The sequence below is a fragment of the Corallococcus terminator genome (assembly GCF_049194865.1).
Lineage (GTDB): Bacteria > Myxococcota > Myxococcia > Myxococcales > Myxococcaceae > Myxococcus > Myxococcus terminator_A.
The window spans coordinates 18,260-35,033 of the sequence record NZ_JBLZWL010000124.1 but is presented as its reverse complement, the minus strand read 5'-3'; the positions used below and the strand labels follow the sequence as shown (position 1 = coordinate 35,033).

The following is a 16,774-nucleotide window of genomic DNA, read 5'->3' as shown; positions in this document are numbered from 1 at the left end:
GATGTCAAAGCGGCGAAGTGCCCTCGCTCCAGCGAGTGAACTGCATGCGCAGCTCACAGGTGTAGCGGCCTCGGGCGTCCTGGAGCCAGAGCTGCTCGGGGGCTGGGTACATCTCCTCGACCGACAGCCGCTCGGCCTCGCGCGACAGATGCGAGAGCAGGTCCAGGGCGAAGGGGCTCGCGGTGTCGATGAGGTACGGCTTGCGCTCCTTCGAGCTGCGCATGAAGACGAAGCGAGGCCAGCTCCGCGCGCGTCGCTCGCGCTGCGCGGCAAGGAAGAGATCGAACCCGGTGGGGCGCGCCAGCTTCTCCGAGGACAGCTCCCAGCGCTCGCGTTGGTACACCGCGCCGCCGATGCTCAGGCGAGGCAGGTGGCTGCCCTTCGTGCGCAGCGGCGCATGGAGCACCTGGGGATGCGCCAGCGCGGCGAAGGGCGGGTAGGAGGAGAAGTCATCCAGCGGCAGGTACAGGTGCACCCGCTCACCCTTCCCGTCTACCAGCACCGGCCCCTGGGACGTGGGCAGCACCTTCACGTCGGCCGGAGTCATGGCCCCGTCCTCGACGTCCAGCACGTCCGACACCGCGTACACGAGGCGGCGGCCAGGGAACACATAGAAGCCCTTGTTGCGACGGCGGATGGACAGGCCCACCAGTCCGCGCGCCGAAGGGTCCGCCTCCAACCAGCGCGAGGCCACCGCCGCGTACCGCTCCCGCGACGGGAAGAACGCGCTCAGCCAGCTTCGCAGCATCAGGTGGTGGTGCACGCGCGCGAGCATCACCTCGAAGCCCGCGCCGGCCCCCTTCGAAGCAAGGCAGACGTCCGGCAGCGCATACCGGCCGCCCGGCGTGGACGTGCCCAGGAAGTCCACCGGCAGCGAGCGTGCCCGCGAGCCATCCTCGTCGAGCAGCACTGGCGGCACCGGGGAGAAGCGGCTCCCCGCCACCTCGTCCGGACGCAGGCGTACGGCGTACTCCAGGAGGTCCACGGGGCGCTCGTCGGTGCCGAGCGCGTCGCGCACCTGCTCGCGAAAGCCCTGCTGCACGCGCTCGCCATAGGCCGCCGACAGCTCCAGGGGGCCCGTCAGCGCGGACTCGAGCTCCTCCGTGAAGCGACGGCCGAAGCGCAGACGGAAGGGAGAGCTGGCCTCCTCGTAGAGGATGAGCCGGTCCGCGTACACCTGGCCGTCACCGCGCCGCGCGGGCTTGCCCGTGGCCTCCGTGAAGCGGGCCTCCAGCTCCGGCAGCAACGCGCGACGCCGCGTCAGGTCCGCCGTCTGGAACTCGGCCTTCAGGCGCGCGAGCGTGTCCAGTCGCGCAAGCCAGAGGGCCCGCGCCTCCAGCTCCGGCAGGGCCGCGACGGAGTCACGCACGCTCTCGAAGGTGGAGAAGTCGTTGGGGCGGAAGGGCAGGCCCCACAGCAACAACGCGCCCTTCACCAGCGGAATGGCCGCGCGCATCACGTCTTCGACCGCGAGGCCGAGCACCTGCGCCGCGGCCGAGGGCGTCGGGTGTGCGCGCAGCACGGCCAGGAGCTGCTCGGCGCTCTCGGACAGCGGCACCTCCAGTTGCAGCGCCTGGCAGGAGGCGCGGCCTGGGGACACCGTGAAGAGGGGGTTGAGGCGCAGAGGCAGGTTAGGCCGCAGCGTCCGCTCACGTCCCACTGCGCGCGCGAGCTCCGTCACCGCCCAGAAGGAGAAGAACGTGCGGCGACCGGTGTCGCCACTCTCCACGGTGCGGACGTCGAAGTCGTCCGAGTCGGTGCGCTCTCCGTAGGAGATGGGGCCGAAGAAGCTGGTCGTCTCGTTCTTCGCGCAGAAGCGCTGGAGGTACGTGTAGACCTGTCGGTCCACGCGGCGCGCATCGGACGTGTCCTTCTGCTCGCCACCACGCAGGTAGCGGGCCCAGACGTTGTCGAACATCGCGGGACTGGAGAGGAACACGGCCTCCTGGATGGCCGGGTCCGACGCGCGCTCGCGCAGCTTCAAGCGCAGGTCCGTGCGCTCTTTCGCATGGCGTGCCTGGAGGGCCTCGCGTCGCACGCGGTAGCGCTCCAGTGCGTCGCGGCTCGCCGGGCCGTGGCGGGCCTTCAGCGTGGGCACCCTCCCCTGCTCGAAGGAGTCCTGGAACGCCTTGGCACCGGATTCGTCACCGTCGGCGCGCACCGCGTCCAGGAGCGCCCGCTCGTCGTCGAGCAGCAGGTTCGCCTCGGCCAGCACCTCGTCGGAGAACCCGAGAGACTCCAGCCAATCGAACGGGAAGCCGGCATGCCGGAGCACGAACACCTCGCCCAAGGTCCAGCGCTCGCTCATCCGTGCGTCCTCTCCAGGATGGACTTCGTCACCAGCATCTCCACCACCTTCGCGCGCTGCGCTTCCGGCACTACGCCCAGCGCGGCCGACGCGGTGGCGGGCACCGTCAGTCGGGACACCACGGGCGCGAGGCGCGCATCCATCGCGAGCACGACCCCGGTGCGCAGGTTCGCCGCGTACCACGTGGGCTTCGGGGCTCCGTCGAGCGAGGCGGGCAGCCGCACCACCGCGCAGTCCGCGTCCAGTCGGATGAGCGCGGGAGCTTCGTGCGCGGTCTCCATCGAGGGCGCGGCAGCTTCGTGCGAGGTCTCCGCCAAGGCCACCGGTGCCCGGGGCGCGTGCAGGAAGGCCGCCGCGACACGGCCCGGGCTGAGCGGCGCGCGACTCAGCAGCCGGCTCGCCAGCGAGGTGAGAACGGCAGGCAGACGCGCCCCCGGAATCGTGCCCGGCTTTTCGATGGGGCGACTGCGGGACAAGTCCCTGTCCGCCGGAGGGTCACCGGGCTGTCCCCACCAGCGCCCCATGTCGCGAACTCGGGCGATACGCTCCACCGACGCGTGGAACGGACGCACTCCCGCGAGGTGGTCGAAGAAGCGCGAGCCCTCCAGCGCGGCCAGCGTGACCTCCAAGGACGCCTCGTCCACGCCCGGCGCTCCGACCCACCACTCCGCGACGACCCGCACGCCTGCGGCCTTCAACCGTTGATAGCCCTGGACGAGCGGCTCCACCGGAATGACCCGGCGCTCGACGTCCATCACCCGGCCGTTCTCGATGCCGCAGAAGCCCACCACCACCGTGTGACAGCCGCTCTCAACCAGCACGTCCGCCGCCAGGAGCGAGCCAAGCGACACATGGCCCGCCCAACGTGCGCCCTCTGTGTATGCGCGCACATCGGCCAGCGAGCAGGCACCGAGCCAGCTTTCTCGTCGCCACTCACCCGGCTCCGCACCGTCGGCCAGCGGCGTCTCCATCTCTACCCAGTCCTGCTCATCGCCCCACGGATAGGGAGCAAGAACCTCGAGCCCCAGCGCATCGGAGACCCACACGAGGTCATCAGCATCGGGAGCACCGTTCAGCGGAACCACGCGCCAGCGCAGCGCGGACACCTGCTCGGGGAACGCGGCGCGCCGGAACGCGGGCATCCGCGCCAGCACCTTGCGATGTGTCCAGGCAAAGGGACCGGCGAGCTCCAGGGGCACATGCGCCGGACACGCCTGCGCGAGGGTCACGGCGGCGGGCAACTGAAGGTCTCGCTCCAGCCAGATGCGGACGCACTCCGCATCCTCGAAACGCCCGAGGACACCCGCCACGTCATCCGAGTACGGCGCCGGCAGCGACGCCGCGCGCTGGACATCCCCGCTCCGCTCCGTCGTGCCGGACTCCAGTTCCACGTCATCCAGTCGAAGATGAACCCCGTGAGGCGGGCCGGAGATGGCCGTCAACACCGCGCCCAGGGCGCGCAGCTCCGGTATGGGTCCCCGGTCGCGAAGGCCCTGCGCGACTCGCAACAGGAGCAACTCGCGCATCGTCTGAGGAGAGGGGGGCGACGACTCGCGGGCCAGGGCCTCCGCCTCCACCGACTCGGAGGAGTAGACCCGGCGGCCGAAGTCCCTCGCCAGGTCCAGCAGGCACCACCCCTCGGGGACCTCGGGTACGAGCGTGATGTCCCGGTGTGGAGGCAGCACCCACCACTTCATCGCTCCTCCTCCGTGACGAGGGGCACGGCGGACCGGGGGCCACCCCACATCAACGTGCAGCGCAGCTCCACCGTGTGACGACCTCCCGGCCCGCGGAGCCAGAGCTGCTCCGGCCCGGGCAACATCTCCGAGAGGAGGACCTCCTCCTTCTGCTCCAGCAGGTTGAGGAAGACACGCAGCAACGGCGGGCTGCGCACGTCCACCAGCACGGGCTTCCGCTCGCCCTTGAACTTCGCGAAGACACACGTCGGAAGGCCGCGCGCGTCCCACAGGCCCACCGCGACGCGAAGCCTCGCGCGGTCGTCCTTGCACGCGAGCAGCGCCTCGCACGCCGCCGCGTCCAGCCGCCACTGCTCGCGCTGCACCACCACCCCGCCGAGCGTCACCCGCGGCGTGTGCTCCCCCAGCGACACCCGCAGCGGGCGGATGCGCGGCAGGGAGAACGCCGTATGCACCGCGCTCTCCAGCTCGCCGTTGTAGAGGCACACCTCGGAGCCGAGCCGCTTCGACACCAGTCGCGCGCTCTTGCCATCGCTCTCGACGAACAGGTCATCCAGCGGAATCCGCCACGCGGAGGCGCGGGAGCTGACACCGCCCAGCTCCACCACCGGCCCGGGAAACTCCGAGGGCAACAGCCCCGTGCGGCGCGAGGGCAGCACCGTCACCAGGGGCATCGCGCGCGGCAGGGCCCCGAGCGCACGCACCATGGCGCTCTCCACCTTCGCTCGCGAAGGATGGAACTGGAGCGCCCAGCCCCACACCAGCGCGGTGTCGTGGATGTCCCCCATCACCAGCGTGTAGTCGCCCCGTCCCCACGCCTCCACGTCCGTCGCCCCGACGAGCAGGTCCACCGACGTGACGAGCGGCAGGGCCCGCGCCGAATCCCACGCGGGAGGCACCACGTCACCCAGCTCGACGGTGTGCGCGTCCGCGTTCGGAATGGCCTTCGCGAGCAGCTCCGCCAGGGAGGTGTCCAGCGGCACCGGCAGGTCCGCGCTGGCGGCAGCCACCTTCCAGAAGGGCACGGTGCGCGAGCCGACCTTCTGCGCCACCGCCGCGCGAGCCGCGTCGCGCGTGCGCCAGGCCGCCTCGGCCATCCACGCCAGCGCCGGCTCCATGCGGGTCCCCAGCTCGCGGGCTCGCTCACCGCCCACCTCGAGCCGCAGGTCTCCGCCGCACTCCTCTCGCAGCGCGAGCCGGTCCTGGTAGAAGTTGTGGGACTCGGAAGCGGGCCCACGCTCCGACGCGGGCGCCACGCCCCACTGCTCCTTCGCCCGCCGCGCGAAGGCGTCCTGGAGCGCCATCTTCCCGCTCGCGTCCGCCGCGCCATACCGGCCCATCAACTCCAGCAGCGCGCTCAAGCCCTCGACATGACGCCGCGCCCCCGCGCTCGGCAACGCGGCGACACGCTCGGCCAGGTCGTCCACGGGGTGGTGCACCGCGGAGGGCACCTCGAGCTGATGGGTGAGCAGCGACTTGTCACAGCCCAGCCGCAGCGCCTCGCGAGCCAGTCCAGGCGCCACGCCCAGCGACGAGGCCAGGGCCGCCAGCGTGCGCGTCCCGTCCGCCAGCTCCACCAGCCGAGGCAGCAGCTCCTCCGCGCTCTCCGGCGTGGGGCCCGACTTGCGCGCGGGCATCTCCGCGAACGCCTTGCGACGCGGCACGAGCCACGAGGCGATGTCCGGGTCGAACGCGATGGCCCGCACCAACCCCTGCACCAGCCACGAGGCCGCGAAGGTGTTGCGCCCCACCAGCGTCTCGGGGCCGGACCAATTCAGCGTCACGCCCGTGGGCGCGTCCGGGTCCACGCGGCCGTAGTTGATGGGGCCGAAGAAGCCCATCGTCTCGTTCTTCGCGCACAGCCGCTGCAGATAGCTGGCGATCTGCCGACGCAGCCGGGAGCCCTCGCGCCCCGCGAGCAGGTCCTTGGCCACCGGCGGACTGGAGCTGGCCACCGCCTCCAGGAAGCGCGGCTCGCGGCACAGGGCGACGAGCTGGGACTCCACCGCCGCCAGCTCGCGCTCCATCGCCTCGGCGAAGCCCGCTTCCGCCTCCTGGGCCGCCGCCGCGCGGACATTCCATTCCTCGAAGCGCTCCGGGGACTCCAGGCCCTCGATGCTGACGGGACGCCCCGCCTTGAGCGCGGACAGCAGCTCTCGCGAAGGACGACGCACGCGTGGCCCCTGGGCACGCAGCGCCTCCAACCCGCGTCGCTCCGAATCGAGCCGACGCGCCCACGCCGCCGACTCCGGGCACCCCAACCGCTCCAACCAGTCGAATGGGAAACCCGTCGTCCGCACGACAAGGTGAGGGAAGAAGGTCCAGCCCTTCATGGGTCACATGCCCTTCAACCTCGTGGGGCGCCCGAAGGCGGCCCGAGGCCAGCCACTCAGTCTTGCTACCGAGCCGTCACGACAATCTCCTGGCCCGGCACCGCCAGCACCCACTGCTTGCTCGCGGCACCAGGACAGCTCACCACCACCTCCAGCTCCCTGCCGGCCTCGATGGAGGCCTTCGTCACCGGCGTGCGGTTGGGCAGCGGCGCGCCGTCCACCTGGACCTGGCAGCCCGGCGCGCTGCTCGTCACGCTCAGCACCCCGCGCGTCCCAGGCTGGGGCATCGCGTCCGCCAGCGTCCTCACGTCGATGTCTTCGCGAAGCTGCGTGGTGCCGAACCTCCGCAGCTTCCCGTTCACCGCCGTGGCGACGAGCAGCGACCCGGTGGGCGGCGCCGGCAACGCCTCCGCGCCGGACTCCAGGCGCACACCGCCGACGTACACGTGCTCGCCCTCTTCCAGGTTGAGGAACATGGAGCCGGGGCCGCGCAGCATCACCACCGCCACCACGGCCACCACCAGCAGCAAGCCGCCGCCCATGGCCGCCCACTTCCATGAGCCCTTCCCGGACTCGGACGTGGCGGGCTCCACCTGCTGTACCGGCGCGGGAGCCACGGGACGCGCCGTGGCTCCAAGGCTCGGATGTGCTGGCGAGGACGGCCGGGGCGCCGGGGCGGGACGAGGCGCCGACACGGGCATGGACGTGGAGGAAGGACGCTGAGGCGCGGGCACCGCGGTGTGGCCCGGCTGAGAGGGACGCGGTGCGGGAGCAGGACGGGCCGGCTCGGGAGGAGGCAGCGCAGCGCCCCCTTGCAGCAGCACCACCTCGGTCCGGTCCGCCGCCTCCAGCTCCGGAAGCATCGGCAGCGGCGTCATGATGGGCGGAGGAGGAGGCCGGGACGCCACGGGAGCCGGCGTCGCGGGACGGGGCGCCACGGGCGGAGGCGTCGGCGGGCGGGTCGCCACGGGAGGCGGAGTGGCGGGACGGGTCGCGACAGGCGGAGGCGTCGCGGGCCTCGCGGCCACGTTGCCGCTGCCCGTCCCCGTCGTCGGACGCGGGATGTTGCCGCTGCCCGCCGTGGTCGCCTTCGGGCCGCTGCCCGTGCCCCGGTTGGGCGTCCTGCTGTCGACGGGGGCCACCATGTCCCCGCTGCCGACGTTGCCACTGCCCGTGCCGCTGGCGCCAGGGATGGGCTTGGGATGGCTGCCCGTACCCGAAGCGGTCGACGGCGTGTACTCCACCAGCCGGTCTCCGAGCGTGTCCTTGAAGAACTGGGCCACCGCCGCCGGGGACGAGTTGAGGCGGTGGTGCGCCATCACCGCTTCAATCTCCTCGCGCATCGCCGCGGCGGACGGCGTGCGGCGCGCCGGGTCCTTCACGAGCGCGCGGAGGATGAGGTCGGAGACATCCTGCGGAATCTGCGGACGCAGCTGCGAGGGGACGGGCGCGGGCTCGCGGACGATGGCGTTGAGCGTGGCCGCGTCGTGGTCCCTGCGGAACGGAAGCTGTCCGGTGAGCAGCTCGAAGAGGACGACGCCGAGCGCGAAGACGTCGTTGCGCGCGTCCAGCGTGCGGCCCGACGCGGCCTCCGGGGAGATGTACGAAATCTTCCCCTTCAGCACGCCCGCCTGGGTGTTCTCCTCGCCCGCCACCTTGGCGATGCCGAAGTCGCTCAGCTTGATGGCCCCGTCCAGGGAGATGAGGACGTTGTGCGGGCTGACGTCGCGGTGCACCACCGGGTGCGGCGTGCCCGCCGGGTCCACGTACGCGTGCGCGTAGTGCAGGCCCGCGGCCACCTCCGCGACGATGCGCAGCGCGTGCTCCAGCGGCAGCGCGAGCCCCTTGCGGCGCAGCTCGTTCACCAGCCGCTTCATGTCCGGCCCGCGCACGTACTCCATCAGGATGTACGCCACGCCGTCGGACACGCCCACGTCGAAGGTCTGCACGACGTTGGGGTGCGTGAGCCGCGCGTTGGCGCGGGCCTCCGCGAACAGCATGTCCACGAACTCGGGGTTCTGCGCGAACTGCGGCAGGATCTTCTTCATCACCACGAACTTCTCGAAGCCCTTCACGCCCACCTGCTTGGCGAGGAAGACCTCGGCCATACCGCCCTGGCCCAGTCGTCGGATGATGTTGAGCTTGGTGCTGCCCAGCGAGTTGGAGATGTCGGTGGGCGAGCCCTTGTTCGCCTGCGGGTCGATGTTGGTGGACCCGAACAGGTACTGACTGAGGGCGCGCGGCTCCAACCCCTCGATGTCGTCCAGCGGCCGGTCCGTGAGCTGCACACGCGCCAGGAAGCCCTGGAGCTGAGGCATGTGCGGCACCTGGGCGCTGCCGCCGCAGATGGGGCACTCGATGGTGATGCTCGTCTGGTGCGCGCGAAGCTGCGCCAGGTACTCCTGGGCCTGGATGCGCTGGTGGCTCACCTGGCCGCAGTTGCGGCACTCACACGGCAGCCACAGCGTGGCCAGCCGGCCCGGCATCAGCTTGGACGAGCGCGCCAGCACGGCCAGCGCCGGCGGAGGCACGCGGCACAGCAACACCTCCGCGGCCTGCGCCGCGGTGTCCAGCACCTGCTCCAGCTTGGGCAGCGCCTCCGGCTCCACCGTGCTGACGTGGCTGAAGTCGAACGCGACGCGCCCCTCCAACCCGGACGCGAGCCGGCGCACGTTGAGGTCACCCTTGAGCGTGCTGGCCAGCGAGATGAACGTGACGTCGTCCTGGACGATCTTCAGGTGCTGCGGGAGCTCCGGCTGCTCCGTCGGCATGCTCGCGCGCAGGTAGCGCATCACCACCGGGTCCACGGTGCCGAACTGCTGACGGCGCGCGTAGTCGAAGAACTCGCCCGGCAGGTCCGCGAACTCCAGCGGGTTGGAGCAGACGGGGCAGGTGTGCTCGGGCGCGCGCTCTTCCGCGATGACCTGGGCTTCGTCCACCAGGTTCACCACCCGCATCCGGTCTTCGTTGCAGGTGCGACACGTGTAGGGCGCGAGGACGGAGAGCACGCGGGCGACACCCGCGAAGCCCTCCACCATGTTGAGCTGATCCACCACGACGGGGGGCGCATGCACGACGTACAGCCCCAGCGCGCCCGGAGGCAGCTTCGCGGCGAACTCAATCCACCGACGGACCCCGTAGGAGCTGATGCGCTCCACCCGGCCGAGGTCGACGACGAGGAGCCCACTGAGCTCCGGGCTCGTCGACGTCAACGGGAAGGTCTCGTCGATGACACCGGCGATCCGGACGTGGGTGATGGTACCCACGCGGAGCCGGCTGATGATGGCGTTGGAACCCTGGCTATCCACCGGCCCTGACCTCATGCAGACAGAACATCAGTGACTTGGGCTGGGTCGCGCGGCGGCGCGCGTCTCCCAGATCCACCACGCACACGACTCGCGACTCCCGGCCAGCGGTCACCCGGACCGCCACCGTGTCGCAGTGCTCGAGGATGCGACGCAATCCAAGACCCGCCCCACCGCCAGACGCATCCACCTTCACGCGCTGGCCCCACCCCTCCAGCGCCCGGGCGAACGAGCCCGGCCGCAGGCCGCCGAAGCGGTCCGCCACTTCCAACCACATCCGGCCGTCCTCCACCGCGAACGTCAGCTCGCAGGCGTCCTCCGGCTCCACTTCCCGCACCTCGGTGCGCCGGTGCGCGTACCGAGGCTCGCCCCGCGCATCCACCGGCGCATCCAGGAGCGCGTTGGCGGCGATTTCATGCACCACGTCCGCCACCAGCCCCGCCGCCACGCGGCTGCCCTGCGCGTCGCTGACCGCCGACGCGGCCTCGTTGGCCGCCGAGTTGATGTCCGCCACGCGGCGCAGCGGATGGCGCGTCACCTCCGCCTGGTCCGGGAGCAGCGAGCCCTGCTTCCACAGCGAGCCCAACAGCCGGACCTCCCACATGGAGGGCCCGCCGTCGCGCTCGCGCGTGGCCAACAGCAGGGCCGGCGGCTCGCGCCGCAGCCACTGCGCGTGCTCGGGCTTGAGCACGCCGTCGAACAAGACCAGCGCTCCCTTGCCCCCTACCCCACCCTGAGCCAGCAGCGGCACCGCCTGCTCGAGCGAGGCCGCGGGCAGGGACGCATCTGCAATCAGCAGGAGGCCACCGGCCTCCAGGTGAGGAGCGGTACTCAAACGCGGTGCCTAATAGCGTACCTTGACTTCACTGAAGAAGGACTGGGGCGGCGCAGGGAAGCCGTGAGACTCCTCGTACGCCGCGTTGAAGAGGTTGGAGCCGAGGAACGACACGGAGATGCCGTCGTAGATGTTGAAGCCCACCCGGGCGCTGGCCGTGAGGTAGCTGGGCAGCTGCACTCGGGAGCTGGGCAGGCCCGTCGTCTCGTCCACCTGGAAGCCCGGGTCGAAGCGCGGCCCGACGAAGAGCGCGTACAGCTCCACGAAGGCCACCTTGCCGATGTTGGTACGGCCGCGCGCGTAGACACGGTGCGTGGGCGCGTAGTCCAGCGGCGTCTCCGGGCCGTCGCCGAAGGGCAGGTTCTTGGCGTCGAGCAGCTGGTAGGCCACGTCGAACGAGGAGTTGATGGACGGAATCTGCGCCGCCGCCTCCAGCTCCAGGCCGGCGATGCGCGCGTCGCCCATGTTGCGGAACTGGGACACCGAGCCGAAGACGAGCTCCTGATTGATGAAGTTCTTGGCCACGTTGTAGAAGCCCGTCGCCGTCAGGCGCACGCGCCGGTCGAAGGGCCAGAAGTCCACGGAGCCCTCGAACGTGTCCAGCGTCTCCGCGCGAAGGTTGGCGTTGCCCACCAGTGTGGACGCGTACATCTGCTGGTTGATGGCCAGCTCCGCCAGGGTGGGCGCGCGGAAGGCGCGGCCGTAGTTGGTGCGCAGCGTGAGCAGCTCCGGCACCGCGTGGAAGACGATGCTGGCGCGCGGGGAGATCTGGTCGGTCCGCTCGCGCCAGACGATCTCGGGGATCTGATAGCGGTCATACCGGGCGCCTCCGCTCAGCACCAGGCGCTCCGTCAGGCGGTACTCCGCGTCCACGAAGCCACCGAGGATGGTCTGCTTCGTGTCATCCATCGACAGGCCCGGCAGCACGTTGGGCACGTTGACCTGGTCCGCCTTCAAGTCGCCGCCGAACGTCACCGACAACGAGCCCGCCGAGTACAGCGCGCGAACCTCGCCGCCCAGCCGGCGCCGCTTGCCCAGCGCGCGCGTGGGGTCGCCACCGAAGGCGTTCTCCAACACCACGTCGCGGCGCTTGAAGAAGCCGTACGCCTGACCGAACAGGCGCAGGTTGTCCGTCACCTGCTGATCCACCTGCGCGGAGGCGTTGAAGTTCTGGACGGACTCCTCATCGTCCGGCGTGTAGTGGCACCGGCCGCAGTTGCCCACGGTGGAGATCTGCGTGTGCGAGCCACCCGGACGGCCAATCGTCGCGTCCGTGAAGTCCGCGTCCAGCGCCAGCGGCCCCACGCGCACCTTGCCGTTCACCTGGTGCACCATCGAGTCCTGGTTCGTGTCCACCAGGCCCGTGGCGGGGTCATTGAAGAGCTGGGGCCCGTCGGAGCCATAGCCGTAGTAGCCGAGCAGCGCCTCCACGGGGCCGCCGCGTCCGGCCACGTTGCCGTGCAGGCGCCACGTCTGGTCCTGGCCCGCGAGGATGCGCGCCTCGGCGCCCACGTTGCGTCCCGGGGCGATGAGGTCCGCCGGCTGGCGCTCGATGATGTTGATGACGCCGCTGAAGGCGTTGGAGCCGTACAGCGAGGAGCCCGGGCCTCGGATGACCTCCACCTGCTTGAGGTTGACGAGCGGCGTCGTCTCGTCCGCGTAGAACTGGCCCGTCCACGGGTCCGTCAGCGGCCGGCCGTCCTTGAGCAGCAGCAGGCGGTTGGACAGGTAGTTGGAGCCCAGGCCACGCGCGCTCACCGCCGCCTTGCGCATGGACCCGCGGCGGCACTCCATACCGGGGAAGTACTGGATGGCCTCGCACAGCGTGAACTGGCCGGTGCCCTCCAGCTCCTCCGCCGGAATCCACGACACCGTCAGGGGCACGTCCGCGATGCGCTGGTTGCGCTTGGAGGCCGTCGTCACCACCGCCTCGCTCAGCACGCGGTTGACCGACTCCTCCAGGGCGTCGGCGCCGCCCAGCGGATCCTCGCCGGGCAGGCTCGCGAGGCCAGCCGGAGGCGGCATCGGCCGGTCCGTGGTGGGCTGGGCGAAGGGCGCGGAGATCGGCACGTTGTCACTGGCGACCGGCGCGGTCGACGGGCTCCGCGTCGCGGGCAGCACCGCCCCATGAGCGGCGGGCGGCGTGCTCAGCGGATCCGACGTGAGCGCGGGGTCCAGGGAGGGGCTCGCCACCGGAGCGTGCGAAGGACTCGCCGGGTGGGTCTCCACGGTGGGCGCGGGGGCGACCGGGACAGGCGGCTCCGCCGTCACGGCCTCGGTGCCCAGGGAGGTCTCTTCCGTATCGAGGCCGGAGCCCAGCACGGGGATCTCCGACTCGGGCACCGGCTTGCTGTTCTTGCGCGGCTTCGGGGGCTTCTTCGCCGTGCGAGGAGGCTTCGTCGCGGGCGTCTTCGTGGCCCCGGGGACCTTCGTCCCAGGCGCGACGACGCGCCTCTTGCGCTTCACCTTCGCCGGCGCCTCACCCGTGGCGCCAGAGTCCTGGGCCTGGGCCACCGTCGGGAGGGCCACGGCCAGGGCGCAGAAGAGGACGGCCATCGCCATGGAGGCGCGGAGACCACGGCGCCCTGCGTGAGCTCCCACCGCACCTCGCAGCGGATCAGCAGACACTTTCGAGTGCATCGTTCTCACATCCGCGAATGGGAGGAGCCCCCGCGGTCCTGTACGCCCCTGTTGGCGGGCGAGGCGCCAGGGCAATCGTTCTGTTGGACGAATTCACTCACCTGCACGCTCGCGCCGTAAGAAAACAACCTACCCCAGAGGGCCAGCGGGGCCAAGTTGATGATTCTCATTCCCTGAAACTCAAGAGTGTTTCGGCGAATCGCGTCGAAGGTTGCGTCAAATCAATCGTCGGGCTGTTCGGCGGCCACGGCGAGGTCGCTGGCGAAGGACGGCAGCGAGGGACCGAGCTCCTCGGCGCGGACCAGGACCTCGGCGTCCACGCGCAGCTCCGCCGCGTCGGCGAAGACGGGCTGGCGGCGCGGGGGCCCCTGGGTGACGAGACGTCGGAAGTCCTCGAAGTCCTTGCCTTGAATGCGGGCGAAGGACTCGAACGGTGCCACGGCACCCACGGAGGACAGGGCCGACTCCAGCACTTCCTTGTGGTTGCGCAGGTCGACCAGGACGGCGCCCGGCAGGCGGGAGCTGCGGAAGAGGACGCGCAGGTCCTTGTCCTTGGGGACGTGGGACACGGGCACCAGGGCCGCCTCGGCGCCCTTGGCCTCCAGCATCTTCAGGGCGGACTCCACGTTGGGGACGGGGGTGAGCTTGAAGTGGCGCTGCGCGTCCAGGTCACCGCCGAGGACGGCGTGGGTGACGAACTTGGGGTCGGCGGGGCCCGCGCCCTTCACCAGCGCCAGGCGCTTGCCGGCCAGGTCCTTCACCACGCCCTTGTGGGTGGAGACGATGGCCCAGCGCTGCTGGGACTCGCCGGGACGGGAAGCCCAGGCCAGGGGGGTGGCCTTGGAGCCGAGCTGCACGGCGGCCCACCCCTCCACCACGGCGAAGTCCACCAGCCCGTCGGAGATGGCGCGCGCGAAGTCCTCGTAGCGGCCGAAGCTCTTGGCGGCCACGGGGCGGTCCATCGCCTCGGTCAGCTTCGCGGCGAGGGCCTCCGCGTACTGGAAGCGCTCCTGGCCGTCACTCAGCGTCGTGGCCAGGAAGACGCCCAGGGTGGCCTTCTTGGGGGCAGCGGCGGCGGGGGTGATGACACAGAGGGCCAGCGCGAGGCCGGCCAGGAGGAAGCGGAGCGTCTTCATGGGGTGGTCTCCTCCGCGGTGGCTCCGGCCGGCGCCGAGCCCGAGGGCTCGGAGAGGCCATGGAGGCTCTGCAGGCGTTCCTTCCACTCGCGCACCTGGGCCTGACGGGGGCCAGGGCCGGACGCGAGGTAGCGGCGCCAGGCGTCCACGGCCTCGGCGGGCTCGTGCCGGCGCTCCTGGGCGTCGATGCCCAGGTTGAGCGAGGCGACGGACACGGAGGACTCCAGGCGACGCCACGTGGCCAGGGCCTCGGACGTCTTGCCCTTGCGCCAGTCGACGCAGGCCTGGTTGTGCTGGAGCAGCGCGTCCTCGGGCTCGGCGGTGAGCGCGGCCTTGAGGGCCTTCTCCGCGCCCTTCATGTTGCCGGAGGCGTAGGCCAGCGAGGCCTCGCGCCGGTGGAGGGCGCCCGTCAGGGACGCGAGCCACCTGGGCTGCCCGGGCATGGGCTTCTTGGACGCCGCGGTCAGCTGCTTGCGCGAGGCGGCCACCTGCCCCTTCTTGTAGAGGACGAAGGCCTCCGCCAGGGCGCGCGTGTTCGGCCACGCCCAGGGCTGCACCGGGGTGAGGGCCTTCTTCAGCGCGGCGCTCGCCTCCGCGTGGCGACCCGCCTCCGCACGCGACAATCCGCGAGCGAAGAGGACCAGCTTCGTCAGGTCCGCGCGCTTGCCGGTGCCCAGCTTGTCCACCGCCTCCAGGTCGCGGTCGGCGCCCTCGACATCTCCCGTCTCCAGGCGGGCCAGCGCGCGGCGCACCAGCACGCGCGGCAGGTTGGCCTGCGCCACGCTCGCGGCCGTGCGCGACGGGCCGACCTCCGTGAGCCGCTGCACGGCGGCGTCCACCTGACCCAGCTCCACCTCGGCGAGCGCGGCGCCCACGGAGGCCTCGGCCTGCTGGTCCGGCTCCTCCGTCTGCTTGCCCGCGAGGGCGAAGGACTCCAGCGCCGCCTGCGCATCACCCGCGCCCAGCCGCGCGTAGCCCAGGAGCAGCTGCTCCCGCCACGTCGCGCCGGGGAGCGTCGCGCCCTGCTCCATCACCTTGCGCGCGTCGGCATAGGCGCGTGTCTCCATCATCGCCGCCGTCAGCCGCCGGGCCATGAGCGCGCTCCGGTCCAGGTCGAAGGCCCGGCGCAGATCGCGAACCGCGTCATCCGCTCGCCCCGCCCCGCCCCTGTCCCGGGCACGGTGCGCGAGCGCGCGGGCCAGCCACTGCTTCGCGCCGGCGTGCGCGGGCTCCACCTGGAGCGCGTTGCTGTAGTCCTCGATGGCCTGGTCCCACTGGCCGGTGGCGAAGTGGTCGGCGCCCAGGAGCATCCAGCCCAGGGCCTGACGGGGCACCATCTCCACGACGCGCCGGTGCACCTCCACCGCGCGCTGGTAACGGCCGGCGCGACGGTTGACGGAGCCGAGCGACGCCCACAGCTCCACGCTGCTCGCGCCCGAGCGCACCGCGGCCTCCAGGAACTGGATGGCCTCCTCGTGCCGTCCCTGCGCCTGGAGCGCCTTGCCCACCGCCATCTGTCCCAGCACCAGGCCGGGCTGAAGCTCCAGCACCTTGCGGTAGGCCTCCTCGGCGGCGGGGGCCTGCTTCTGCGCCAGCCGCACGTCACCCAGCAGCAGGTACGCGGCGGGCGTCGCGCCCACCTTCACCATGGCCACCGCCTGCGTCTCCGCGCGGGGCACCTCGCCCGAGGCGAGGTACAGCCGGGCCAGCTTCTCCTTCGGCTCGGCCGCCTGCGGGAAGCGCGTGGTGATGCCCTCCAGCAGCGTCCGCGCCTCACCGGGCTTGCCCTCCAGCTCCAGCACGCTGGCGAGTCCCAGCTGCACGGTGGGCGACTCGGGTCGACCCGCCTGCGCCTGGGTGAAGGACGCGCGCGCGGCCACCGCGTCGCGGCGCAGCACGTGCGCGCGGCCCAGCAGCTCGTGAATCTGGAAGTCGTTGCCGGCCAGCTTCGCGGGACGCATCGCCAGATACTTCTGCAACCGGGTCACCGCCGCATCGCCCTGCTGCGCGAAGAGGTAGTAGCTGGCCAGGTAGTAGTGGACGATGAGGTGCTCGGCCTGGTCCGCGCCGGCCACCTGCTCCAGCAGCGGCACACCCTCCGGGAAGCGGCGCAGCTTGAAGAGCGCCACGCCCAGGGGGTACGACAGCGACAGCTCGGCGGGGTTGGCGGCCTGCACGGGCTTCACCTTGTCCACGGTGCGAGCCCAATCCTGGAGCGCGTTGGCGGCGGAGCCCACGCCCGCGGCGGCGGCGACGGAGCCCGGCTCGGCGGCCAGCGCCTGCTCGAAGAGGCCCAGCGCCTTGCGGTACTTCTCCTCCGCTTCCTTCTTGTCACCGGAGGCGCTCGCGGCGCTGGCGGACACCTGGGCCGTCTCGCCCTCCTTCACCAGCCGCTGCGACTCGGACATGGGTGGAGGGCGGTACTGCGCCAGGGCGGGAGGGCCAGCCAGCGAGGCCAGCAGGGCGAGCGCCGAGACAAGGCGTCGCATGGGGGTGTGGGGTGTGCGGCGCATGCGGGGG

The 16,774-nt window shown here is 71.6% G+C and carries 8 protein-coding genes; all 8 read right to left on the bottom strand.

The features are described from left to right. Positions 1 to 4: 4 nt before the first annotated feature. Positions 5 to 2,308, bottom strand: coding sequence for a lantibiotic dehydratase (locus tag ACN469_RS37260; protein ID WP_498776077.1), 2,304 nt, complete (start codon positions 2,306 to 2,308; stop codon positions 5 to 7). After that, positions 2,305 to 4,005: a hypothetical protein gene (locus tag ACN469_RS37255; RefSeq protein WP_498776075.1), complete on the bottom strand. Its 1,701-nt coding sequence runs from the start codon at positions 4,003 to 4,005 to the stop codon at positions 2,305 to 2,307. Before ACN469_RS37255 ends, ACN469_RS37260 begins: the two co-directional genes overlap by 4 nt. Further along, positions 4,002 to 6,338, bottom strand: coding sequence for a lantibiotic dehydratase (locus tag ACN469_RS37250; RefSeq protein WP_498776074.1), 2,337 nt, complete (start codon positions 6,336 to 6,338; stop codon positions 4,002 to 4,004). The genes ACN469_RS37255 and ACN469_RS37250 overlap by 4 nt, the downstream gene beginning before the upstream one ends. 65 nt (positions 6,339 to 6,403) lie before the next feature. Continuing rightward, complete coding sequence (locus ACN469_RS37245; protein WP_498776072.1) at positions 6,404 to 9,646, bottom strand: serine/threonine-protein kinase; 3,243 nt, start codon at positions 9,644 to 9,646, stop codon at positions 6,404 to 6,406. Continuing rightward, entirely contained in the window at positions 9,639 to 10,478 is an 840-nt protein-coding gene (locus ACN469_RS37240; protein ID WP_498776070.1) for a hypothetical protein, read from the bottom strand. The genes ACN469_RS37245 and ACN469_RS37240 overlap by 8 nt, the downstream gene beginning before the upstream one ends. A 9-nt stretch (positions 10,479 to 10,487) precedes the next feature. After that, the gene (locus tag ACN469_RS37235; protein WP_498776068.1) at positions 10,488 to 13,040 is read right to left on the bottom strand and encodes a TonB-dependent receptor plug domain-containing protein; all 2,553 of its coding nucleotides are present in this window, start codon (positions 13,038 to 13,040) and stop codon (positions 10,488 to 10,490) included. Positions 13,041 to 13,339: 299 nt separating this feature from the next. Continuing rightward, positions 13,340 to 14,254 carry a PhnD/SsuA/transferrin family substrate-binding protein gene (locus tag ACN469_RS37230; protein ID WP_498776066.1) on the bottom strand — a complete coding sequence of 305 codons (915 nt, stop codon included), beginning with the start codon at positions 14,252 to 14,254 and terminating at the stop codon, positions 13,340 to 13,342. Next, complete coding sequence (locus ACN469_RS37225) at positions 14,251 to 16,767, bottom strand: tetratricopeptide repeat protein (protein ID WP_498776064.1); 2,517 nt, start codon at positions 16,765 to 16,767, stop codon at positions 14,251 to 14,253. Before ACN469_RS37225 ends, ACN469_RS37230 begins: the two co-directional genes overlap by 4 nt. Positions 16,768 to 16,774 lie beyond the last annotated feature (7 nt).

What these genes read in the sequence shown, in the direction of transcription:
- ACN469_RS37260 (WP_498776077.1), bottom strand. Translation starts at nt 2,308, where the DNA reads ATGAGCGAGCGCTGGACCTTGGGCGAGGTGTTCGTGCTCCGGCATGCC.
- ACN469_RS37255 (WP_498776075.1), bottom strand. Translation starts at nt 4,005, where the DNA reads ATGAAGTGGTGGGTGCTGCCTCCACACCGGGACATCACGCTCGTACCC.
- ACN469_RS37250 (WP_498776074.1), bottom strand. Translation starts at nt 6,338, where the DNA reads ATGAAGGGCTGGACCTTCTTCCCTCACCTTGTCGTGCGGACGACGGGT.
- ACN469_RS37235 (WP_498776068.1), bottom strand. Translation starts at nt 13,040, where the DNA reads ATGGCGATGGCCGTCCTCTTCTGCGCCCTGGCCGTGGCCCTCCCGACG.
- ACN469_RS37230 (WP_498776066.1), bottom strand. Translation starts at nt 14,254, where the DNA reads ATGAAGACGCTCCGCTTCCTCCTGGCCGGCCTCGCGCTGGCCCTCTGT.
- ACN469_RS37225 (WP_498776064.1), bottom strand. Translation starts at nt 16,767, where the DNA reads ATGCGCCGCACACCCCACACCCCCATGCGACGCCTTGTCTCGGCGCTC.